Here is a 23,044-nt window from a genome sequence, read left to right as displayed (position 1 = left end):
CCGATAATAAGGAGTAATGAGTGAATTTGAATGTCGGAGGGTTTGGAGATGAATATTCAGTTTTCGCTGTCAGCCAAAACTAAGTCTGAGGTTTCACCTGCGATTGCCGGCTTGGGGACTCTTGGAACACTTGTGTCCGCTTCCCATGGAACTAAGGATTTGAACAGTCTTGAACAACAAGGACTTGTTACTGCTTCTTTAGGGCAAGAGCAATTAATTAGTCGCATCGAGAAGGCAGTAAAATCGTTAGAAGGTCCGCAAACTACCCTGGACATTAGTATTCACGAAAAAACAAATCAAATCCTAGTGAAAGTGCTTAACAAAGAGACTGGTGAATTACTTCGTGAGGTCCCGCCTGAAAAGACATTGGATTTAGTAGCTAACATGATGGAGCTCGCTGGAATTATTGTTGACGAGAGAGTATAAGAGGGAGGGAAATTAATGGTTACAAGAGTTAATGGCTTTTCGGGTATGGATATAGATAGTTTGGTCAAAAGCATGATGGCATCCAAGCGAATTCCTTTGGATAAAATGAATCAAAATAAACAGGCTCTGCAATGGCAACGAGAGACTTACAGAGAAGTAAACAGCCAACTGTTTGATTTCGGGAAAAACAAGTTGACAGCTCAAGCTAGTGGTTATCGTAATTCGGCTGCTCTCAACACGCAAATTGCAACTATGAAAGATAGCAGTGGCAATATGGTTGATTCGGCAAGTTCAGCCGTTAAGGCTGAAGCACTGGCTTCGGCTAATGGTGTTCAGATGGATGTAACAGTTACGAAGTTGGCTACAGCAGCCAAAATCGAAACACCTCCAAAGTCCGGAATAAAAAATACGGATACTTTAGCAACTCTAAAAGGCTCTAGTGATCTTACTGAGCAGTTCAAGGTTACAATCAACGGAAAGACCCTTGATTTTAAGGCTACTGATCAACTTTCTTCTGTTCTTTCCAAAATTAATGCTGATCCGGATATGAAGGTTAAAGCTGCTTTTGATGATTTATCAGGGAAGCTCATACTTACGTCTAAAATAGAAGGCTCAGCTAGCAAAATTGAGATTCCTGGTGCTTTAAAACCTGAAGTTAGCGGAGACTTTGCAGTAAACAATAGTTTTTTAACACTGTTCGATACACAGCAAAATTGGACTGATAAGTCAGTTGCAGCAAAGGGGGAGCAAGCCGAGTATTCAATTAATGGTGGGGGAGTATTGAAAAGTGATTCAAATTCTGCCACGCACAATGGAGTTAAATTGACGTTCCAAGGTTTAACTGCTGATAAAGGTCCTATTACTGTAACAACCAAAACGGATCCTACTAAGGCGCTGGAAACAGTCAAAGCCTTTATTGAGGATTACAATAAATTGATCAATAATTTAAATACGATGATCAGAGAAGAAAAATTCAAGGACTTTCCTCCTCTTACAGAGGAACAACGTTCTGCTATGAGTGAAACCGATATTACAGCTTGGGAGAAAAAAGCTAAAAGTGGTCTACTTAAGAATGACCCCTTCTTAAAAACAATGCTTAGTGAGATGCGATCAGCCCTGCAGGTTCCTGGCTTAAGCTCAATGGGCATATCGACTAAATATTATTATGAGAATGGTAAACTCCACCTAGACGAACAGAAATTCAAAGAAGCTATTGAATCGAATCCGCAGCAATTAACTGAGTTATTCCTAGGGACAGGAGAAAATGTATCTCAATCCATATTCGGTAAATTAGCAGCTGCTGCAGATAAGGCAATGGATAGTATTTCTAAGAGAGCGGGTACATCAAAGTTTGACGGAAGCACCACGGTTGCTTTTAAACCTGAAAGCATCATGGGTAAACAAATGGAAGACTATAATAGTCGTATTAAAAGAATGACAACTCAAATGAGTGCTGCTGAAAATCGCTATTACAAACAATTTGCAGCTATGGAAGCAGCAATGACCAAATATCAATCGCAACTCTCACAGTTAACAGGATCAGTCGGTTAATTCAATTCACAATAATAATTATGTAAAGGGTGAATGAGAAGATGATGACTTCCCCACATGAGAAATATCGCCAAAATGCAGTTCAAACTTCTCCTGCACAACTTCTAATCATGACTTACGATGGAGCAATTCGTTTTGTGAAAACAGCGATTCATGGAGTCGAAAATGGAGATATTGAAAAAGCAAATCTCTTTTTCGGAAAGGCTCAGACGATCGTATTTGAACTTATGGCTACTTTAGACCGCTCTTATGAAATATCGGAAAGTTTATTTTCCTTATATGAATATATGAATCATCTTCTAATTCAAGCCAATATCAAAAAATCCAAAGAACTGGCCGAAGAAGCTCTCGGCTACCTGTGTGATCTAAAAGAAACCTGGATCGAAGCCAGCAAACTTGATTCTGCGACTCCGGCGCCTTCCGTAGGGAGTGCGGTTAATGTCTGATTCGATCAGACTTCTCGAAGAGCTGTCGGAAGATATCCAGAGCAGGCTGGGTGCGCTGACTTATGAAGAGCTCTCCGAACTGATGGACCGAAGACAGATCATCGTGGATCAGATCGAACAGGAAGCGTCGGAAAGTCCGCTAACAGAAGCAGAAAAACAGTGCATAAGAGCGGTTATTGGCCGTGATACGACGATTCAAGTTCGCATTAATTTCTTACGCAACGAAGCGGCTCATTGGCTGAAGCAGCGCAACCAGGCTAAAGCACAGCGAAGCGTCTATGAAACAGCCTATACGCCAGATGCTTATCTGATGGATAGTCGGAAATAGAATGTAACAACAAGGCATATCGGTGCTTTGGAGACAGAGGAGATATGCAGCTTCTGTTTCCACTTGCCGGATGTCTTATTTATTTTGCGGATTATCGGAAGAACTGGATTCAAACACGTAGAAACCAGTTATTTAACTCATAGTTTAAACTTTGTCTAACCACCTTAACTGATCAATATCTTTTACTGGAATATATTTGAATAAAATCATTTTGAGGACACTTCAAGCAGACTTCGTCTAGTCATTTGTGAATCTGAAATTACTAGCCTGGCATCAGACAGCATACGTACACCATCATCTCTGCCGGCAGAGAAGGAGTTATCAATCTTTTTACCTTTGTTATCTACGAATGTTAGCGGTTGTAATACGTCTGAGCGTACAATGAATGGTTTAGCTAAGTTGAAGTTAGAGGAACCCCAATCAGTAATTAGCAGTAGAGCTGGAGTACCCTTTGCCATGCTATTAATCGTGTAATGCCAATTTTGGGGCAACGTAATCGAATGAAGATCAAGTTTAAAGTTTAGCGACTTGTACGGTACCGTGGGTCGCCTTTTTTTTAACAATGCTGCTCGATAATTCCCTGTATGTATGGTCGCTAGGCTTGTTACCCGTCCAGTAATCCTCCTCGGCTAGGATCGTTTTTTTCTTTTGGAGCATAGATATACACTGTATACTACGCCCGGTAGGCATCGCGAAGCGTGAAGGATATACGGCTGATTTTTTGCAGTTCTTCTGCAGGTATTCTCTTCTCTTGAGCATCAGCATGATTAGTTGGAGACAGGAGTAGTATCCATGTGAACAGAATGAACAAAAGGAGTGCAACTGACCATTTCGACTTTAGAACGCTGCGAATCATCTTGGTAACCTCCCCTTATACAATAGATAATAATTGCCACACTGGATTTTGACATTTAATGGATATGAACATCAATTGGACTCTTTATGCTTGTTATTCACCTCTACGCTAAGTTGCCCCTGTACCACTCGATCTAGATCGACACCACCATTCGTCCAGTGGCTTGTTTGAATTGTTGGAGGTGGTTATTTATAGATACGGGCCATACACCGCAAGTTTAATGAGGAATAAGGTTTTTTTATGGAACCTACTATTAAAAATGGTCGACAACTAGTAGGTAATCAAAGTAAGATTGATTCGGTGTTCTGTACGGATGATGAAAACCTATTAGAATTTGTTGAATGTAAATCAAACATCACTATTGTAATGCCTTCTACCTTGCCGATTACTGAGCTTAGTCGGAGAGATAGGAAAAAAATAGATTATCTTAGGCTTGCTTATGATTATTTAAGTGGAAATTTATGTTCGCCAGAAATATACATAGCATGCTTTAACGTAGATTACGATGATTCCGAAATATGATCCGCTTACATAATGCATCCTATGAGGCGCAGACACTTTAAATAGCTTCTCAGATTTTTTATTGTCTGAGCAGATGTCATAATTCGTATTCTCTAAATGTTGAATCAATTACATTTTTCATAGGTTCGACAATAATATACAAAAAACTTCCAATAAAACATTTTCATTACCAATTGACAGTGGATAACTTTGGATGGTATTATCTGAATTGTGGGCAGAGGTTAAGGCCGAAAGCTTCACTTCATTTGATGACGAAGGGAATGTTAGTGCATGCAAGGTAAAGTAAAATGGTTCAACGCAGAAAAAGGTTACGGTTTCATTGAAACTGAAGACGGCGGCGACGTATTCGTACATTTCTCCGCAATTCAATCCGAAGGATTCAAAACTTTGGAAGAAGGTCAATCCGTAGAATTCGACATCGTCGAAGGCGCGCGTGGACCGCAAGCAGCTAACGTAATCAAATTATAATCATCCGGACAATCCGACCTACATATATGGTTAGATGGTTACCAAATTGAATTATCGATAGCATCAGACTCCGGTACGTTCCGGGGTCTTTTTTTGTTCTACTAGATTGCAGATTTGAGAATCATCCAGGAAACATTATTCTTAAGAATCTAATAGATTCAAGCGATTGATTAAAGTTCATTTTACATAATAGATTGAGCAAGCTCAAAATAGGTTAATTACATCATCAAGCGCCTAATAAGACATAGCATGAAAATTTGCGATTATGGCTGAATATGATGGAATATCGCGAAATATGGCGTTATGCCTACATTGGCAGATGTGGCTTGAACAGACGTCATTATTCGGTCACCGGGAGTTTTTACATCGCGCTTACATTCGTGTTATAATGAAGTGGCAAAGGAAAAAGGAGGAGTGCCCTATGAATTTAAGTATTCGAGGTCAACAAATCGAGGTTACTGATGCTTTGAAGGATTATGTCGACAAAAAGTTGAGTAGACTCGAGAAGTATTTCGATGCACCCCTTAACTCTGACGGTGCTGTTACATTGAGCACGACGAGAGGCTTGCATACGGTAGAGGTGACGATCCCTTTGAAAGGCATTGTGCTCCGCGCTGAGGATGAGAGCGACGATATGTACGCATCCATTGACTCCGTGGTAGACAAGCTGGAACGTCAGATCCGCAAACATAAAACAAAAATTAACCGTAAGTTCCGCCAGGAAGGCAGCCTGAAAACACTCTTCGTTGAAGATCCAACAGGCACTGTAGCTACAGCTGAACTGGATGCGGACACGGATGAAGATGATCTGGAAGTTGTACGGACGAAACGCTTTATGTTGAAACCAATGGACGTTGAAGAGGCAATCCTCCAAATGAACATGGTTGGCCACAATTTCTTCGTATTCTCCAACATTGACAGTGAAGAAGTTAGCGTTGTTTACAAACGGAACGATGGTAAGTACGGATTGATCGAACAAGGTTAATCTTAACGTACAAGATCATTGGATCGGACTTGGGTATAATATCTAATAATAATGAACACAGGAACTGTAGTTTCCTGGATTAGACTTAACAAGAGCTTCCATCCCTTAGGGGATGGGGCTCTTTTGTGCGTAAAAGGGCTGGGAAATGACCTTTGGAAATAAAATGGTGAAACTATTCCCTATGCTGCTGCGTCTAATAGATAGTAAGAAGAGGCACAGACTGTGCAATTATACGACCAGATTCAAATGGTTACGAAAATATTCGTACACATGCATTCGAGAACTGGATATTGAGATTTACATCCAAATTTACCATCAAAATTTGTTGACAGGGCGGTCTACCGTGCAAAATCAAACATGGCAATCGATGGCTTCCGCTAACGACTATGATTTTTTGCACTTAAACTCGATTTGATATGTCTCAGAAGTTCAAAGAAGTGTGCCGTGGCGTGTTGCGGCGACCCTTACAAACTGTTACAATTTATGCAAAGAGAATCATTGTCCTGATGGAGAATTGTCAACGAATGATCGCTAATCATAATCAATGACAGGCACAGCACCATGAACATGATTCGCAAGGCTCGGGCTTCGGCTAGTTTTTAATAACCGAATCCGTTTGAACACCGAATCAGCTTCATGAGGAACCCTTGGCAAGCCTGAAGTTGATTCATCATATTACTTATTAGTATATGATTTGAATTTGATTTTTACAGGGATGACGAAGAGGGCAGAAATGACCTGTAGAAGCGAAGCGTTCGCCTTTATCCCCTGATTTCCCCCTCTGAGAAGAGAGTTTAAAAGAAATCAGGGGATAACAGCGATCGAAAGGACATTCTGGCAACTGAGTTGACGAAGTGTAATCTTCATTAAGCTCAAATCATATTGTTTGTCACCCCCGGGCAAGTGGATGCAACATCCATCCGATGGTGTCGCGTGGCGGCAACAGGGGGTCTATTCTGTTTTGCACGAAAGGGGTATACCATGCTAGGACTTGTCAAAAAGATCTTCGGCGACATGAACGAACGTGATGTTAAACGTCTGATGAAGACGGTCGATGTGATCAATAAACTGGAACCACAATTTCAGGCGTTGTCTGATGAACAACTGAAAGGTAAAACGGACGAATACCGTGCTCGTATTGAAAAGGGAGAAACGACAGATGAACTTCTTCCAGAGGCATTTGCAACCGTGCGTGAGGCATCACGCCGTGTACTGGGCAAACGTCACTACGATGTACAGATGCTGGGTGGTATCGCTCTGCATGAAGGCCGTATTTCCGAGATGAAAACGGGTGAAGGTAAAACACTGGTAGGAACACTTCCGGTATATCTGAACGCATTGATGTCCAAAGGTGTACACGTGGTTACGGTCAATGACTATTTGGCACAGCGGGATAGCCAGGAAATGGGACAAATCTACGAATTTATGGGCATGACGGTAGGGGTTAACCTGAGCGGTATGGACCATGCTTTGAAACAACATGCTTATGCATGTGATATTACGTACGGAACGAACAACGAATTTGGCTTTGACTATCTGCGTGACAACATGGTGCTGTACAAAGAGCAAATGGTACAACGTCCATTGTTCTTCTGTATCATTGATGAAGTGGACTCCATCTTGGTCGATGAGGCGCGTACGCCACTCATTATCTCTGGACAAGCTCAGAAATCGACGGACATGTACTATTCAGCAGATCGTTTTGTGAAGCGTCTGGTTCCTGAAGAAGACTTTACGGTAGACATCAAGGTGAAATCCGTAGCGTTGACTGAGGCGGGCGTGGCAAAAGCAGAGAAAGCGTTTGGTATCGAAAACTTGTATGATCATGCCAATGTAACTCTCAACCATCACATCGTACAGGGTTTGAAAGCTAATGTAATCATGCGTCGTGACGTAGATTATGTGGTCAGTGATGAGGAAGTTATGATCGTTGATGAATTCACAGGTCGTCTGATGTCTGGACGTCGTTACAGTGATGGATTGCACCAGGCGATTGAAGCCAAAGAAGGCATTGAAGTACAAAACGAGAGCATGACGCTTGCTACGATTACCTTCCAGAACTATTTCCGGATGTACCGTAAACTTGCGGGGATGACGGGTACAGCGAAAACCGAGGAAGAAGAGTTCAAAAAAATCTACGGTCTCGAAGTACTGCAAATTCCAACCAACCGTCCGAACAAGCGGGATGACATGGCAGATGTCGTGTACAAGAGCATCGATGGCAAGTTCAATGCCGTTGTGGAAGAGATCGTGGCACGCCACAGTAAGAACCAACCCGTTCTGGTAGGTACAGTATCCATCGAGAACTCGGAGCGCCTGTCTGACATGCTCAAACGCCGTGGTGTAAAACACCAGGTACTGAACGCCAAGTACCATGCGGAAGAAGCAGAGATCATCTCAGGAGCTGGCCAAGCGGGTGCAGTAACGATTGCAACCAACATGGCTGGACGCGGTACAGATATTATCTTGGGTGAAGGTGTAGCTGAAGTAGGCGGCCTTCATATCATCGGTACAGAGCGTCACGAATCACGCCGGATTGATAATCAGCTGCGTGGTCGTGCGGGACGTCAAGGTGACCCGGGTTCAACACAATTCTATCTGTCACTCGGCGATGAATTGATGAGACGTTTCGGTGCAGACAATGTATTGAACATGATGGAGCGCCTTGGTTTTGAAGAAGACCAACCGATCGAGAGCCGGATGATTACCCGTGCAGTAGAATCGGCGCAGAAACGTGTTGAGGGTAACAACTTTGACGTACGTAAAGTCGTTCTCCAATATGATGATGTAATGAACCAACAACGTGAAATTATATATAAACAGCGCCGCGAGGTACTGGAGTCCGAGAATATCAAACAGATCGTTATGGATATGATCAAGCCATCCATTGAACGCATCGTCGAAGCACACTGTAGTGACGATATTCCGGAGAACTGGGAGCTACAGGAAGTTGCCGACTACATGAACAGCAAATTGCTGGATGATGGTTCGATAACAAAAGATGATCTGTGGGGCAAGGAAGCAGAGGAGATCATTGAGTTCCTGTTTACGAAAGTTCAGAACAAGTACAATGCACGTGAAGAGCGAATTGGCGAAGAGATGGTTCGTGAGTTCGAGAAAGTGGTTGTGCTCCGTGCAGTAGACAGCAAGTGGATGGATCATATTGATGCGATGGATCAATTGCGTCAAGGTATCCACCTTCGCGCCTACGGCGGTACAGATCCACTGCGTGAGTACCAGTTCGAAGGCTTCGAGATGTTCCATCAGATGATCGCTTCGATTCAGGAAGAAGTAGCAACATATGTGATGAGAGCGCAGATCGAGAGCAATCAGGAGCGTCAAGCGGTTGTTGAGGAAAGCCAGATCTCGACAAGCGGTGAGCCTGCTGAGAAACGTCCAGTGAAGGTTTCTGACCAAATCGGACGTAACGATCCATGCCCATGCGGTAGTGGTAAGAAGTTCAAACACTGCCACGGTCAAGAGTAGTCAAAGGTTTTTCTATACACGAATGACATGAACGGCTCCTCGCAGCCGGGTATTCCATAGGATGAAGTGAAGGATGCAAAACCGGTTAATGGTGCATAGTTATAGTAATATGACCATGATCACGGAGAAGAGATATACTGATACACCAGTAATCTCAACACCAGGTGGCGCATCGGATACTTGATCTGGAGGAATGCCCTGGATGCGGGGAGCTTATCTTAATGAAAAGAGGAATTGCACATGATCGATCCAAACGTGAAGCATGACCTGCGTGAAATAGGCAAGAAACTAACAAACCTTAGGGGGTCTCTTTGACTTAGATCTGAAGCAAGAGATGATCGGCAACTTCGAAGTGAAGATGTCTGCCCCGGATTTCTGGGACGACAGTGACAAGGCACAATCCGTAATCGCTGAGCTAAACGCGGTGAAGGGATCTGTGGATCAGTACACCAAACTTCAACAAGATTATGATGATGCGGTGATGATGATTGAACTGGCGGACGAAGAAGGCGATGAAGACCTCGCATCCGAGATTGGCAACAGTATTACAGCGATCGTGAACAAGGTTGCAGAGTTCGAACTTCAACTACTCCTGAATCAGCCGTATGACAAGATGAATGCGATTCTGGAGCTTCATCCGGGTGCGGGTGGTACCGAGTCTCAAGACTGGGGACAGATGCTGCTCCGGATGTATACACGTTGGTCCGAGAAGCGTGGTTTCAAGGTTGAGGTACTGGATTATCTGCCAGGTGATGAGGCTGGGATCAAAAGTGTTACGTTGTCGATCAAGGGACATAACGCTTATGGCTATCTGAAAGCCGAGAAGGGTGTACACCGACTGGTGCGGATATCTCCTTTTGACTCATCAGGCCGTAGACATACGTCCTTCGTATCCTGTGATGTGGTACCGGAGATTGATGATACGATTGAATTGGACATTCGCACAGAGGATCTCAAGATTGATACGTACCGGGCAAGTGGCGCGGGTGGACAGCATATCAATACCACCGACTCTGCCGTGCGGATTACTCACCTTCCGACAGGTGTGGTTGTAACGTGTCAGAATGAACGTTCACAGATCAAGAACCGTGAGCGAGCGATGACGATGCTCCGTTCGAAATTGTATGAGCGCAAAATTGAAGAGCAAAAACAACAGCTGGATGAAATCCGAGGAGATCAGTCGGATATTTCATGGGGTAGCCAGATTCGCTCCTATGTGTTCCATCCCTATAGTATGGTAAAGGATCACCGTACAAGCGTAGAGACTGGAAATACAGGAGCAGTAATGGACGGCGACCTCGATGCATTCATCGATGGTTATTTGCGTAGCCAGATTAAAGTAGAAACCGATTAATATAAGTTCCTGTATGGACCCATACGTGTAGGCGTATGCTGGTGTGTACAGGAGCTTTTTTTGAGTTTACAGACAAAAGGAGAGCAAGATGACATGCAACAACGATCACAACTTCACAATAATCGCAAAAAGAGGATAACTAGCCTCATTCCACTCAATGGTCCATGGAGGAACGTGGTGGATACGGTATCCATCATTGTAGGTTCGTTTTTAATCGCAGTGGCCTTTAATTTATTTTTATTACCGAATCAGATCGCTTCGGGTGGGGTATCAGGGTTATCAATCCTGGGCAAGGAGTGGCTCAATCTGGAGCCGGCATACACCCAATGGGCAATTAACATTCCACTCCTGATCGCGGGTTTCCTGCTCATTGGCAAGCAGTATGGTGTTCGCTCAGTACTGGGAAGTATTGTCCTGCCACTGTTAGTCTATCTTACGAAGGATTGGGCGATTCCAACAACGAATCCGCTACTAGGGTCACTGTATGGAGGAATTGGCGTTGGTCTTGGGATCGGAATTGTATATCGAGGTAGAGGATCAACAGGCGGCATGAGCATTCTTGCCAGAATCGTGCAGAAATACAGTGGCCTGAGTTACTCTCTATGTGTAGTCATTATGGATGCCACTGTTATTATTATGGCTGCTTTTGTATTGTCATTGGAACAGTCTCTCTATGCGTTGATTGGGTTGTATGTTACCGGTAAAGTGATCGATGCCGTTGAGATGGGGCTCGGCTTCTCTAAGGTGGCTTATATTATCTCCAACCAGACGGAAGCGATTAGCAAAGTGATTCTGGATGACTTGGATCGCGGATTGACGAAGCTGGAAGCCAAAGGCGGTTACACTGACGATCAACGAACAGTACTGATGGTCGTGGTTGGGCAAAATGAGGTTCCTAGACTCAAAGCGTTGATCCGGTCTGTGGACCCGGGAGCTTTTGTCATTATCAGTAACGCGCACGAAGTGCTTGGCGAAGGCTTTAAGCGGGGAGAACATGTATGACAACGTAAGAAAATAGCAAGTGAGCCGTGTAGGCTCATTAGTTTGGAAGTTCAAGACAAGAAAAAACAGGCACATCCTTCTCCGAAATGACGGGAGAGGATGTGCCTGTTTTTTTACTATTACTATAATTTCAACTAAACATAACGATAACGGAGAAGACAGAAATAGCCTGAAGAAGCGAAGCGTTCGCCTAAAAGCTTTCTGAAGGAAAGCTACTTCGGAAGGCGATTCTGTCATTGGAGTGCCACCGCTACAGAATCGGAGACAGCAGACGGGAAATCGCTTCTTTGAAGCGGATGATCAGACTGCGTTTTTTGTATTCCTCAAGCGTCATCTCCCGCGAGACATGCAGGTCATGCTCAAAGGTATGTACAAGAGCTGTCGCAATCGTCTCATCGTACATAAAAGCATTAACCTCAAAGTTTAACCGGAAACTGCGGTAGTCAATATTGGCGGTTCCGACAGATGCAACCAAACTGTCAATGATAAGTGTTTTGGCATGAATGAAACCATTGTCGTATATAAATACTTTGGCGCCAACCTTCAACAACTCACCAATATAAGATAACGTAGCCCAATATACGAAAGCATGGTCGGGCTTATTTGGAATCATGATGCGAACATCAATGCCGGACAGACACGCGAGACGAATAGCTTCGAATACACTGGCATCCGGGATAAAATAAGGCGTTTGAATCAGAATCGATTGTTTGGCCCCGTTAATCATCTTAAGATAACTGTTCTTGATATGCTCGGTCTCTGCATCCGGTCCACTGGAGACAATCTGCATGGCAATCTTTCCTGTGCCCTCAATATGAGGGAAATGCGCGGGAACATAAGGTGTGTCGTGTTGCTTGGACGCTTCATTCCAATCCAGGAGAAAACGGGTCTGCAGCGCATGAACGGCGTTCCCTTGAATACGCAGATGTGTGTCACGCCAGTAACCGAATTTCGAGTTCAAGCCCAGATACTCATCTCCGACATTAAACCCGCCCGTGTATCCAAGGTTACCATCGATGATGACAATCTTCCGGTGGTTCCGGTAGTTCATTCGCAAGTTGATCAGACTGAATTTGGATGGGAAAAAGACTTCAACCAGACCGCCTGCTTCGCGCAATTCTTTGAAAAAGCGTTTGGATACCCGCCGTGATCCGAGCGCGTCATACAGTAATCGGACTTTGATGCCTTCCCGCGCTTTGCGGATAAGTGCATCCCGGATTTTTTTGCCCAGCCGGTCGCCTCTATAAATGTAGTATTGAACGTGCACGTGATCCTGAGCCGCTTCGATGTCGTCCAGGAGCCGCTGGAATTTGTCTGTTCCATCCGTAATGATCTCGACCGCATTGTCCTCTGTTAACAGAGCACCGTTCTGCTTCAGGTTCATATAGATCATATCCTGGCTACTCTCGGTTGCATGGTTGCGGAAAGGGGTGCGGTTATCGTGCAACTGCGTGAGCTGGGCTTCAATACGTTCCTCTAGCCCGAGCTTCTTACGTTCTTTCCATTGGAAAAGCCGGTATCGGGTCAGGTTCTGACCGGTTAGAAGATAAAGTACAAACCCAAACACCGGAATAAAGTTCAAGACGAGCAGCCAAGCCCAGGAAGCGCTAGCATCCTTCCGTTCGAAGAAAACGACTGCTGCGGCAAAAATAATATTCAGGCCCAGGAGTACAATAAGTAAAATGGATTCGATATGCACTATAGTCCCCCACGTCCTCATAATGACGATCATGAATCTATTCATATGTCCTTGATTAGCAGGTTAGTTATGAATGAGACCCTGATTGTAATGTTTCCTACTAATACGTATTTTAACAGATGTATACCTATTCGTCCCGGATGTTAAAAAAGATATGTTCGGATTGGATGGAAATCCATGTGAAATTGATGATAGAGTGTTGTATTTATATAACCAGAGTTGTATAATAATACACAAATATGCATATAAGCGACGGAATTGCTGTGTTCGGACCTTATTAAGGGATGGCATAGCACAAGTAGCGCATACATCGAGATTGGGGGAGCGAGAGTGAATAACAAATTAAAAGTGGCAATCGTCGGTTCCACCGGCTACGGCGGGGTGGAGCTGATTCGTTTTTTCCAGAACCATCCGCTGGTTGAAATCACATCGGTGATCTCATCATCGAGCAGTGGTGAATCCATCGCAGATGGGTTTCCGCATTTGACGGACGTGATTCACAGGCCGCTCGACGGCGTCGATCCGGCTGAAATTGCGAGTCGTGCAGATCTGGTATTCACAGCGACCCCGTCCGGCGTAAGTGCGAAGCTCGTACCAAGCCTGCTGGCAGCAGGGCTTAAGGTCATAGATCTGTCTGGTGATTTCAGACTCAAAGATGGAGCAGTGTATGAAGAGTGGTATAAACACCCGGCTCCACCGAGTGAGTTGCTGGAACAAGCGGTGTATGGAATGGCTGAGGTGTACGGAGATGAAGTGAAGGGCAAAAACTTTATTTCCAATCCAGGCTGTTATCCGACCGCTACACTTCTCGGACTTATTCCTGCGGTAGAAGCGGGATGGATTGATCCATCCACCATTATCATTGATGCCAAATCGGGCGTATCGGGAGCGGGACGAGGAGCAAGTTTGACGACCCATTATGCAGAGATGAATGAGAATTTCAAAGCCTATAAACTGAATAAACATCAACATATTCCCGAGATTGAACAAGTGCTTGGCAGTATAACGGGAACGCCTGTTACGGTTACCTTCACAACACATCTGGTGCCAATGACACGTGGAATCATGAGTACGATGTATGCCAGCCTCGTGGGGGAACACAGTGACCGGGAGATCGTGGATTTGTACCGCAAATATTATGAGAACAGACCTTTCGTACGTGTACGTGAACCGGGTATCTGGCCTTCTACCAAAGAAGTGTACGGATCCAACTATTGTGATATCGGATTTGCGGTAGATCCTCGCACAGGGCGTTTGACGATTATTTCGGTCATCGACAACCTGGTGAAGGGTGCTTCCGGGCAAGCGATTCAAAATATGAACCTGATGATGGGATGGGAGGAGAACCTCGGGCTGAACATGACACCGGTATATCCATAAGGAATGAAATTCAAGAGGAGCATTGTTACATTCGATGTAAAAGTGCATTCTCGGAGTCACTTAAGGAGAACGGATCAGGTTAAGCAGGCGATCATCAGCATATAGCTGAACGCATACGGGGGATATGATATGGGAACGAATGTGGAGCAACAGACTTTTACCGTGATTGAGAACGGAACAATTGTAACTCCGGGGGGGTTCACTGCGGGTGGACTTCACTGCGGATTGAAAAAAACATCTCGCAATGACATTGGAGCGATCCGCTGTGAGGTACCGGCTACAGCTGCTGCTGTGTATACAACGAACGTGTTTCAGGCGGCGCCACTCAAAGTAACGCGCGAAAGCTTGAGCAATGGGCGCCTTCAGGCTGTCATTGTTAATAGCGGCAACGCCAATGCATGTACAGGGCAACAAGGTGAAGAAGATGCTTATGCGATGCGTTCAGCCGCTGCGCGTGAGTTGGGTGTGGCAGAAGAGGACGTTGCTGTGGCTTCCACAGGTGTCATTGGTGAATTGCTCAAGATGGATGCTGTACATTCAGGCATCAAGGCGCTTCCGAAGCAACTGGGCAAGGAGTTAAATGAGGCGGAACAATTTTCACAAGCGATTCTGACAACGGATTTGGTGAAAAAGGAAGCCTGCGTCTCCGTTATGGTTAACGGCAAGACGGTTACGATTGCGGGTGCCGCCAAAGGCTCGGGTATGATTCACCCGAATATGGCGACAATGCTCGCTTTCATGACCTCTGACGCGGTCATTGGTGCAGAAGCGTTGCAGCGCCTGCTGCGCCAGGCAACGAATCATACATTCAACATGATTACTGTAGATGGAGATACAAGTACGAATGACATGCTGGTAGCCATGTCTAGTGGGTATGCAGGCAATGAAGAGCTGACGATGGAGCACCCGGATTGGGACGCTTTTGCAGCTGGATTCACCTATGTATGCCAAGTGCTGGCCAAAGCCATTGCTCGCGATGGCGAAGGAGCAACCAAATTGGTTGAGGTAGAAGTTGCAGGTGCGGTAAGTGATGAGTCCGCACAAGCGATTGCCAAAACCGTCATTGGTTCCAGTCTGGTGAAATCCGCCATGTTCGGCGCTGATGCCAACTGGGGACGGATTATTGCAGCCGTAGGGCGTGCAGGACAGCCGGTGAACCCGGATACCGTGGATATCCGTTTGGGAGAGATCTCGGTACTCGCGCAGTCCCGCCCAGTCGTATTCGACGAAGAAGCGGCACTGGCGTATTTACAAACTGATACGGTTCGCATTGTGGTGGATCTGCACCACGGCGAAGGAACTGCAACGGCCTGGGGCTGTGACCTGACGTATGACTACGTCCGAATTAACGCAGCATACCGCACGTAATAAGAATTATTACTTTTACACGGTACGGAGAATGCAGCTTTCCTAAGAGAAGCTGCTTCGTAAAATATGTTGAAAATTAAATATGAGATTTAAACTCAACCTTTGTGTTTGACAACTGGCGAAGGCAGTGGAGGAGTCGGAATCGATTCTGTAGAAGCGAAGCGTGCGCCTTTGTCTCCGGGTTTTCCCTTTAAAAAGGGAATCAAAAAAACCTGGAGACAACAGCGATCAAAAGAACGATCCGGATCTGTAACGTTCAGCCGCTTTCAGTCAAGCATCTATTAAGTGTTAAATCTGTTTTTAAAAAAATGAACGAAAGGAGTTGCTCTCTTGAATTCAACATTGCCAAATGATAGTACCGCAACGGAAGCGGGTACTGAGAAGCAGATGTTTGTCATGAAATGTGGAGGAAGTACGCTCGCAGCGTTGCCTGAATCTTTCTTTGCGGATCTGCGTGATTTGCAGTCTCAGGGTACGCAGCCAGTTATCGTGCATGGTGGGGGTCCTGCCATCTCGGATAACCTGGCAAAGCTCGGTATCGAAACTGAATTCGTTAACGGTCTACGCAAGACGACTGAACCTGTACTGGACGTAGTAGAGATGGTGCTTGCGGGCAGTATCAACAAACAGATCGTGCGTCTGATTCAACGTGTGGGTGGTCGTGCACTAGGCTTGTCTGGCGTGGACGGGGGTCTGATCCAGGCTAAACCTGTTACAAACCACGCAGAGATCGGTTGGGTAGGCGATGTCACTGGCGTGAATGCAGAGATTATCCAAGGCATCGTTAACATGGGTTATATGCCGGTTATCGCACCAGTTGGCGTAGATGCAACCGGACAGCGTTACAACATCAACGCAGATACAGCTGCGGGTGCAGTGGCGTCTCATCTCGGCGTGAGTCGGATGATTGTCGTGACTGACGTTCCTGGCATCATGAAGAACGTAGGCGGCGAGAAAAAAGTACTGCCATCCGTATCTGTACAAGAGATTGAGGACATGATCCAGACCGGAGAAATCTATGGCGGCATGATTCCCAAAGTACGTGCAGCAATCGCATGTATCCATGGCCAAGTACGTGAGGTCGTCATCGTAGACGGCAGCGAACCCCAAATTCTGAGCCGAGTACTTGGCGGAGAAATCATCGGAACAAGAATTATCCGTATGCAATAATTTGCTCTCGATGCGCTAGGGTCTTAATAGCCTTATATTATATATAAAAATATGTGCACGATTTTTTTGTGAATCTGGGTGTAACGCGATAACAGAAGAGTGCAGAGCCAATCTGAAGAAAAGACGCAAGAACGGAGAGGACAGAAATAACCTGAAGAAGCGAAGCGTGCGCCTTTATCCCTGGAGTTCAACCTTTAGAAAATTAATCAAAGAAATCCGGGGATAACAGCGATCGGAAGGTTGTTCTGTCATCGAAGTGGAAGTATGCATACGTTCGGAAGATGGACGGCAATCGAAGTGGTTTAGTGTTATGTTTAATTCACCTTAGGCGTGCACCAACCAATAAGGAGTGATATGGTCATGGCAAAAGGCAACGAACAGCCAGGTTCTGGCACAGCGGTAGCGGGCGCAACAGCAACAGGGGCAGCGGCACAGACGGAAAGCTCGCTTTTCCAAACGTATGCGCGTTATCCAATCAGTCTGGTTAAAGGTAAAGGCAGCTGGTTATGGGATGACCAGGGCAATCGCTATCTTGATTTCATGTGCGGACTCGCTGTAACTAGCCTGGGCCATGCACCGGAGAAAATCGGAGCCAAGCTGAAAGCTCAGATTGATGAGCTGTGGCATGTATCCAACCTGTTCCAGATTCCGGGCCAGGAGAAAGCAGCAGCATTGTTGACAGCCAATACATGCGCTGACGCGGTGTTTTTCTGTAACAGTGGCGCTGAAGCGAACGAAGCAGCTATCAAAGTTGCACGTCGTTATCACCAGAAGGTGAAAGGCACAGATCGGTATGAAGTGATTACCTTTGCCCAATCCTTCCATGGACGGACGCTTGCGACACTGACAGCAACTGGACAGGATAAGGTGAAAGAAGGATTTTTGCCATTGCCAGCCGGATTTGTAACTGTACCTTTGCACGATATTCCTGTACTGGAAGCGGCAATTGGACCTAATACGGCAGCTATTATGCTGGAGATGGTTCAAGCCGAGGGTGGTGTATATCCGGTCGAACCAGAATTCGTCAAACATGTACGGAAATTGTGTGACGAGCACGGTTTGCTTCTGATTGTCGATGAAGTACAGACTGGAATGGGACGTACAGGCAAACTGTTTGCGCACGAGCACTACGGCATTGAGCCAGACGTGTTCACTGTTGCCAAAGGTATCGGCAGTGGTTTCCCTGTGGGAGCGATGCTGGGTAAAGGCTTCTTGCGGGATGCGTTCACGCCAGGCAGTCATGCGACAACATTTGGCGGAACACCGCTCGCTTCATCCGTTGTCATTGCGACAATTGAAACGATGCTGGAAGATCGTTTGCCAGAGCGTGCAGCGGAGATGGGTGAATACCTGATGAGCTCCCTGCGGAATCGTCTGGCGGGCAATTCCTTTGTGAAGGAAGTTCGTGGCTTGGGATTGCTGGTCGGCATCGAATGTGCTGAGCCGGTAGGCGATATCGTGCTTGCTGGGCAAAAACGCGGTATTTTGTTTGTCTCGGCAGGACCGAATGTGATTCGTTTGCTTCCGAACCTGTATGTGAGCAAAGAAGAGATCGACGAGGCGGTATCCTTGGTAGCCACATTGATCGAAGAGCACGTAGCGGCGAAAGCCTAACATACAAATGAGAACCTTTCTGTCTCGGGGCCATTACTGGCCTCGAAGCAGAATGAGATGATGAATCCCTGTAGCCGCGCGGTGTACTTGCGGAAGATGAACTTGAGAAGCACTTAGACAAGATGTTAATACTGCTCTCTCTTCTGCCCATGCGGGTGCAGGGAACCGGAAATAAGGAGGACATTATAGATGACAGCACAACAGACGGAAAAGATTCAAAAGATTGATCTGAGAGGCCGGGATTTTATCGAATTCACGGACTACACAGCCGAGGAGATTCGTTATTTGCTTGATCTCGCGATTGAGATTAAAGGCAAGCAAAAAAGCGGTGTGCCCTTTCAACCATTGAAAGGCAAGACGATCGGACTTATTTTTGAAAAATCATCCACACGTACACGTGTATCCTTTGAAGTGGGTATGTTCCAATTGGGGGGACACGCACTTTTCCTGAGCAAAAATGATATCCAGCTGGGTCGCGGGGAAACAACACATGATACTGCCAAAGTATTGTCACGCTACCTAGACGGCATCATGATCCGTACCTTTGGACACCATAATGTAACTGAACTGGCAGAGCATGCTGATGTTCCAGTCATTAACGGCCTGAGCGATGCGGCGCATCCTTGTCAGGTGCTGGCGGACTTCCAAACGGTGCTGGAGCACAAAGGCAAGCTGGCAGGTCTGAAAATGGCCTACATCGGAGATGGCAACAATATGGCGCACTCCCTGATGCTCGGTGCAGCGAAGATGGGGATGCATGTTGCTGTAGCAACGCCAGAAGGCTATGAGCCGGATAGCGCAGTTGTGGAGCAGGCGCGTATCATTGCACAGGAGAGCGGTTCTGAAGTGACTGTAACGTACAGTGCACAGGAAGCTGCGAAAGATGCAGATATCGTGTATACGGATGTATGGGCGAGCATGGGCTTTGAGGAAGAGCAGAAGATTCGGGAGCAGGCATTTGCGGCATATCAAGTGGACGAGGAACTGATGAAAGGCGCGAAGCCAGACTACATGTTCTTGCACTGTCTGCCAGCACACCGTGGCGAAGAAGTGAGTGCCGGTGTAATTGACGGACCAAACTCTCTGATCTTTGATCAGGCGGAGAATCGCTTGCATGCACAGAAAGCATTAATGGCTGCATTAATGAGCGAATAGATGCTGTTTGTCTTTATGGGTTGATTTTAGGCGCAGATTTCGCGATGATAGATTCATCTATAATGTACTTTAAAAAGTTAATTAAACAAGAAGCATACACAAAAACGGAGAGACAGAAAAAGCCTGAAGAAGCGAAGCGTGCACCTGAAAGCTTTCTGAAAGAAAGCTGCATCGGAAGCATAGGCTATCCCCGGATTTTACCCTTTGTCATAACGGGATGAAAAAATCTGGGGATAACAGTGATCGGAAGGGTTTTCTGGCTCGTAGGATTCAGTGTATGAAGGCTCTGTTTAACTTAACTGATCTTGGGGAGGACCATCACACATGGCTAAGGAAAAAATTGTACTCGCGTATTCAGGCGGGTTGGACACATCTGTAATTTTGAAATGGTTGAAAGAAACATATGATGCAGAGATTATCGCATTCACAGCGGATATTGGACAAAAGGATGAATTGGACGGTTTGGAGGAAAAAGCACTGGCAACAGGCGCTTCCAAAGTATACATTGACGATCTGCGCGATGAATTCGCAAAAGATTTCATCTATCCGATGTTCCAGGCTGGCGCCCTCTATGAAGGACAATACCTGCTCGGTACAAGTATCGCTCGTCCACTGATCGCTAAACGCATGGTGGATATCGCTCGTGCAGAAGGTGCTACAGCCATCGCTCACGGCGCTACAGGTAAAGGAAATGACCAAGTTCGCTTTGAGTTGAACGCGGCTGCACTGACACCAGACATTAACGTAATTGCACCTTGGCGTTTGGAAGAATTCCGTAACCAGTTCCCGGGACGTGCCGAGATGATTGCTTACGCTGAAAAACATGGCATTCCGGTAACCGCTTCTGCGGCTAAACCATACTCGACAGACCGTAACCTGCTGCATATCAGCTATGAGAGCGGTGTGCTCGAAGATCCTTGGTTCGATCCAAGTGCGGACGAGAACAAAGACATGTTCCTGCTGAGCAGTGCACCTGAAGATGCACCAGATCAAGCGGAATATGTTGAACTGGAATTCGAAAAAGGTGACTGTGTTGCGCTGAACGGTGAGCGTTTGAGCCCACTGCAAGTGATGGAGCAACTGAACGAGTTGGGTGGCAAACATGGTATTGGCCGTGTAGATATGGTCGAGAACCGTTTTGTTGGTATGAAGAGCCGTGGCGTGTACGAGACACCAGGTGGAACAATCTTGTTCACAGCACATCGCAAAATGGAATCCATCACGATGGACCGTGAAGTGATGAACCTGCGTGATAGCCTGATCACACGTTATAGCACACTGGTATACAACGGTTTCTGGTTCGCACCAGAACGTTTGGCGCTGCAAGCGCTGGTGACTGAAAGCCAGAAAAATGTAACAGGTACCGTTCGTGTGAAATTGTATAAAGGCAACATCATCGGCGCAGGTGTGAAAAGTCCTGTCAGCCTCTACAATCCAGACATCGCAACGATGGAAGCTGATCCAACGCAAGCCTACGATCAAGGCGATGCAACAGGCTTTATCCGCCTGAATGCACTGCGTTTGAAAGTAAACTCCGGCGTGGAGCAAAACAAAAACTAATTTCAACCTGCACAATAAAGCTACATCAATATAAATGACAAGGCAGGCCGTTCTTGCACATCTGGCAGGAACGGCTTTGTCCATGAGCGAAAGGGGAGTACTCACCGTGAGCAAGCTGTGGGGAGGACGTTTTACGAAACAAACCAATCATTTGGTTGAGGAATATACGGCATCGATTAATTTTGACAAAGCTTTGGCTGAGGAAGACATTCAGGGCAGTCTGGCCCATGTAACGATGCTGGGCAAATGCGGCATTCTTCCGGCGGAAGATGTAGAGACCATCAAAGAAGGTCTGATCACCGTTTTGCACAAAATCCGTGCAGGTGAAGTGGAATTCTCCGTATCGGACGAAGACATCCACATGAATATTGAGAAAAACCTGATCGAGACGATTGGCCCTGTAGGCGGCAAATTACATACAGGCCGTAGCCGGAACGACCAAGTTGCAACGGACATGCACTTGTACCTGCGCGAGCGTGTGGTTGGATTTGTGGGCATGCTGCATTCCTTGCAGGAAGCACTGATTGGACAAGCGAAAGATAACCTCGATACAATCGTACCGGGTTATACGCATCTTCAACGGGCACAGCCGATTTTGTTCGCCCATCACCTGATGGCGTATGTATCCATGTTCCAACGGGATGCGGAGCGTCTGATGGACAGCTATAAACGCATTAATATCCTGCCACTGGGCGCAGGTGCGCTCGCAGGCACAACATTCCCGATTGACCGTCATTTTGTGGCGGAACAACTGGGCTTCGATGGTGTGTACGAGAACAGTCTGGACGCAGTAAGCGACCGTGACTTCATCGTGGAGTTCCTGGCAGCCGCTTCCCTCATCATGACTCACTTGTCCCGTTTGAGCGAAGAGTTGGTACTGTGGAGCAGCACGGAGTTTGGTTTTGTGGAATTGGACGACGCATTCTGCACAGGCAGCAGCATCATGCCGCAGAAGAAAAACCCAGATGTTCCTGAACTCGTTCGTGGTAAAACAGGACGTGTGTACGGCAACCTGATCGGCTTGCTGACGGTACTGAAATCTCTTCCACTGGCTTATAACAAGGATATGCAGGAAGACAAAGAAGGCATGTTCGACACGGTAGCAACGCTAGAGGGTGCGCTGCAACTGTTCGCTCCAATGGTCGCGACAATGACAGTGAACAAGGATCGGATGCGTCAAGCGGTCAACCAGGATTTCTCCAACGCTACGGATATTGCCGACTTCCTCGTAGGCGAGGGCTTGCCTTTCCGTCAGGCGCATGAAGTGATTGGTAAAACAGTGCTGTACTGCATCCAGAACAGCAAGTATTTGCTGGATCTGACGATTGATGAATTCCGTCAGTTCTCACCATTATTCGATGACCGGATCTATGACGTGCTTCAACCGGAAGCGGTAGTGAACGCTCGTAATGTATACGGCGGAACAGCTTCGGGTCAAGTCGCTGAAGCCATCGGACGCAGTGAGAAGGTACTGGAGATTACTGAGCAATGGATTACGAACCGCGGTTAATACCACGGCTATTATAGGCATCCTTACAGATACGACTACGACAGTACAACAAAGAAGCAGGCCAGAGAACTTCGTTCTCAACGGCCTGCTTCTTTGTGTATTACAGCGGTCTAGATACATTCAATTCAACGGCAAGCAGAAGGTTGTTCCGTCATCGGATTACC

At 46.2% G+C, this 23,044-nt stretch carries 18 protein-coding genes; 16 read left to right on the top strand and 2 right to left on the bottom strand.

Annotation, left to right across the window (positions count from 1 at the left end; all coding sequences use genetic code 11):
• Window positions 1-48 precede the first annotated feature (48 nt).
• From FS628_RS18385 to FS628_RS18370, 4 genes are read left to right on the top strand one after another with little or no spacing between them, the layout of a single operon-like run.
• Window positions 49-426 (top strand): flagellar protein FlaG, encoded by a 378-nt coding sequence (locus tag FS628_RS18385; RefSeq protein ID WP_145324357.1) that lies wholly within the window; start codon window positions 49-51, stop codon window positions 424-426.
• A gap of 15 nt (window positions 427-441) precedes the next feature.
• Complete coding sequence (gene fliD / locus FS628_RS18380) at window positions 442-1,977, top strand: flagellar filament capping protein FliD (protein WP_145324355.1); 1,536 nt, start codon at window positions 442-444, stop codon at window positions 1,975-1,977.
• Window positions 1,978-2,018: 41 nt separating this feature from the next.
• The gene (gene fliS / locus FS628_RS18375; protein WP_145324353.1) at window positions 2,019-2,423 is read left to right on the top strand and encodes a flagellar export chaperone FliS; all 405 of its coding nucleotides are present in this window, start codon (window positions 2,019-2,021) and stop codon (window positions 2,421-2,423) included.
• Window positions 2,416-2,751, top strand: coding sequence for a hypothetical protein (locus tag FS628_RS18370; RefSeq protein ID WP_145324352.1), 336 nt, complete (start codon window positions 2,416-2,418; stop codon window positions 2,749-2,751). Before fliS ends, FS628_RS18370 begins: the two co-directional genes overlap by 8 nt.
• A gap of 673 nt (window positions 2,752-3,424) precedes the next feature.
• On the opposite strand, the gene FS628_RS18365 is transcribed toward FS628_RS18370, so the two are convergent.
• Window positions 3,425-3,607 carry a hypothetical protein gene (locus FS628_RS18365; protein WP_145324350.1) on the bottom strand — a complete coding sequence of 61 codons (183 nt, stop codon included), beginning with the start codon at window positions 3,605-3,607 and terminating at the stop codon, window positions 3,425-3,427.
• A 792-nt stretch (window positions 3,608-4,399) separates the two neighbouring features.
• On the opposite strand from FS628_RS18365, the gene FS628_RS18360 reads away from it, so the two are divergent.
• The 5 genes from FS628_RS18360 (at window position 4,400) to FS628_RS18340 (ending at window position 11,424) form a co-directional block, all read left to right on the top strand.
• On the top strand, window positions 4,400-4,597 hold the full coding sequence (locus FS628_RS18360) for a cold shock domain-containing protein (protein WP_024631599.1): 198 nt from the start codon (window positions 4,400-4,402) through the stop codon (window positions 4,595-4,597).
• A 421-nt stretch (window positions 4,598-5,018) separates the two neighbouring features.
• Window positions 5,019-5,582: a ribosome hibernation-promoting factor, HPF/YfiA family gene (gene hpf / locus FS628_RS18355; RefSeq protein WP_124116500.1), complete on the top strand. Its 564-nt coding sequence runs from the start codon at window positions 5,019-5,021 to the stop codon at window positions 5,580-5,582.
• A 981-nt stretch (window positions 5,583-6,563) separates the two neighbouring features.
• Window positions 6,564-9,068 carry a preprotein translocase subunit SecA gene (gene secA / locus FS628_RS18350; protein ID WP_145324348.1) on the top strand — a complete coding sequence of 835 codons (2,505 nt, stop codon included), beginning with the start codon at window positions 6,564-6,566 and terminating at the stop codon, window positions 9,066-9,068.
• A gap of 240 nt (window positions 9,069-9,308) precedes the next feature.
• A protein-coding gene (gene prfB / locus FS628_RS18345; RefSeq protein ID WP_145324346.1) for a peptide chain release factor 2 occupies window positions 9,309-10,422 on the top strand; the annotation gives its coding sequence in 2 pieces (ribosomal slippage) (window positions 9,309-9,380 and window positions 9,382-10,422; 1,113 coding nt in all).
• A 93-nt stretch (window positions 10,423-10,515) separates the two neighbouring features.
• On the top strand, window positions 10,516-11,424 hold the full coding sequence (locus FS628_RS18340; protein ID WP_145324344.1) for a YitT family protein: 909 nt from the start codon (window positions 10,516-10,518) through the stop codon (window positions 11,422-11,424).
• Between the two features lie 250 nt (window positions 11,425-11,674).
• Here FS628_RS18340 and cls read toward each other — a convergent pair whose 3' ends face one another.
• Entirely contained in the window at window positions 11,675-13,123 is a 1,449-nt protein-coding gene (gene cls / locus FS628_RS18335; RefSeq protein WP_145324342.1) for a cardiolipin synthase, read from the bottom strand.
• 330 nt (window positions 13,124-13,453) lie between these two features.
• Here cls and argC point away from each other — a divergent pair, with 330 nt between their 5' ends.
• The 7 genes from argC to argH all read left to right on the top strand — a co-directional run bounded on the left by argC (window position 13,454) and on the right by argH (window position 22,880).
• On the top strand, window positions 13,454-14,503 hold the full coding sequence (argC, locus tag FS628_RS18330) for an N-acetyl-gamma-glutamyl-phosphate reductase (protein ID WP_145324340.1): 1,050 nt from the start codon (window positions 13,454-13,456) through the stop codon (window positions 14,501-14,503).
• Window positions 14,504-14,632: 129 nt separating this feature from the next.
• Window positions 14,633-15,871, top strand: coding sequence for a bifunctional glutamate N-acetyltransferase/amino-acid acetyltransferase ArgJ (gene argJ / locus FS628_RS18325; RefSeq protein ID WP_145324338.1), 1,239 nt, complete (start codon window positions 14,633-14,635; stop codon window positions 15,869-15,871).
• 387 nt (window positions 15,872-16,258) lie between these two features.
• Window positions 16,259-17,041, top strand: a complete 783-nt coding sequence (argB, locus tag FS628_RS18320; RefSeq protein WP_145324995.1) for an acetylglutamate kinase — start codon at window positions 16,259-16,261, stop codon at window positions 17,039-17,041.
• 360 nt (window positions 17,042-17,401) lie between these two features.
• Complete coding sequence (locus FS628_RS18315; protein WP_145324336.1) at window positions 17,402-18,655, top strand: aspartate aminotransferase family protein; 1,254 nt, start codon at window positions 17,402-17,404, stop codon at window positions 18,653-18,655.
• 189 nt (window positions 18,656-18,844) lie between these two features.
• Window positions 18,845-19,810 (top strand): ornithine carbamoyltransferase, encoded by a 966-nt coding sequence (argF, locus tag FS628_RS18310; RefSeq protein WP_047840650.1) that lies wholly within the window; start codon window positions 18,845-18,847, stop codon window positions 19,808-19,810.
• A gap of 324 nt (window positions 19,811-20,134) precedes the next feature.
• Window positions 20,135-21,370 carry an argininosuccinate synthase gene (locus FS628_RS18305; protein WP_145324334.1) on the top strand — a complete coding sequence of 412 codons (1,236 nt, stop codon included), beginning with the start codon at window positions 20,135-20,137 and terminating at the stop codon, window positions 21,368-21,370.
• Window positions 21,371-21,476: 106 nt separating this feature from the next.
• Entirely contained in the window at window positions 21,477-22,880 is a 1,404-nt protein-coding gene (gene argH, locus FS628_RS18300) for an argininosuccinate lyase (protein WP_145324332.1), read from the top strand.
• The last annotated feature ends 164 nt before the right edge of the window (window positions 22,881-23,044 follow it).

Source organism: Paenibacillus xylanexedens, from assembly GCF_007676705.1.
Classification (GTDB): domain Bacteria; phylum Bacillota; class Bacilli; order Paenibacillales; family Paenibacillaceae; genus Paenibacillus; species Paenibacillus xylanexedens_C.
The sequence above is the reverse complement of the archived record's forward strand: the minus strand, read 5'-3'. Positions and strand labels throughout refer to the sequence as shown.

Bases quoted from the DNA above. Each gene is read 5' to 3' on its own strand.
- FS628_RS18385 (WP_145324357.1), top strand. From the start codon at position 49: ATGAATATTCAGTTTTCGCTGTCAGCCAAAACTAAGTCTGAGGTTTCA.
- fliD (WP_145324355.1), top strand. From the start codon at position 442: ATGGTTACAAGAGTTAATGGCTTTTCGGGTATGGATATAGATAGTTTG.
- fliS (WP_145324353.1), top strand. From the start codon at position 2,019: ATGATGACTTCCCCACATGAGAAATATCGCCAAAATGCAGTTCAAACT.
- FS628_RS18370 (WP_145324352.1), top strand. From the start codon at position 2,416: ATGTCTGATTCGATCAGACTTCTCGAAGAGCTGTCGGAAGATATCCAG.
- FS628_RS18365 (WP_145324350.1), bottom strand. From the start codon at position 3,607: ATGATTCGCAGCGTTCTAAAGTCGAAATGGTCAGTTGCACTCCTTTTG.
- FS628_RS18360 (WP_024631599.1), top strand. From the start codon at position 4,400: ATGCAAGGTAAAGTAAAATGGTTCAACGCAGAAAAAGGTTACGGTTTC.
- hpf (WP_124116500.1), top strand. From the start codon at position 5,019: ATGAATTTAAGTATTCGAGGTCAACAAATCGAGGTTACTGATGCTTTG.
- secA (WP_145324348.1), top strand. From the start codon at position 6,564: ATGCTAGGACTTGTCAAAAAGATCTTCGGCGACATGAACGAACGTGAT.
- FS628_RS18340 (WP_145324344.1), top strand. From the start codon at position 10,516: ATGCAACAACGATCACAACTTCACAATAATCGCAAAAAGAGGATAACT.
- argJ (WP_145324338.1), top strand. From the start codon at position 14,633: ATGGGAACGAATGTGGAGCAACAGACTTTTACCGTGATTGAGAACGGA.
- argB (WP_145324995.1), top strand. From the start codon at position 16,259: ATGTTTGTCATGAAATGTGGAGGAAGTACGCTCGCAGCGTTGCCTGAA.
- FS628_RS18315 (WP_145324336.1), top strand. From the start codon at position 17,402: ATGGCAAAAGGCAACGAACAGCCAGGTTCTGGCACAGCGGTAGCGGGC.
- argF (WP_047840650.1), top strand. From the start codon at position 18,845: ATGACAGCACAACAGACGGAAAAGATTCAAAAGATTGATCTGAGAGGC.
- FS628_RS18305 (WP_145324334.1), top strand. From the start codon at position 20,135: ATGGCTAAGGAAAAAATTGTACTCGCGTATTCAGGCGGGTTGGACACA.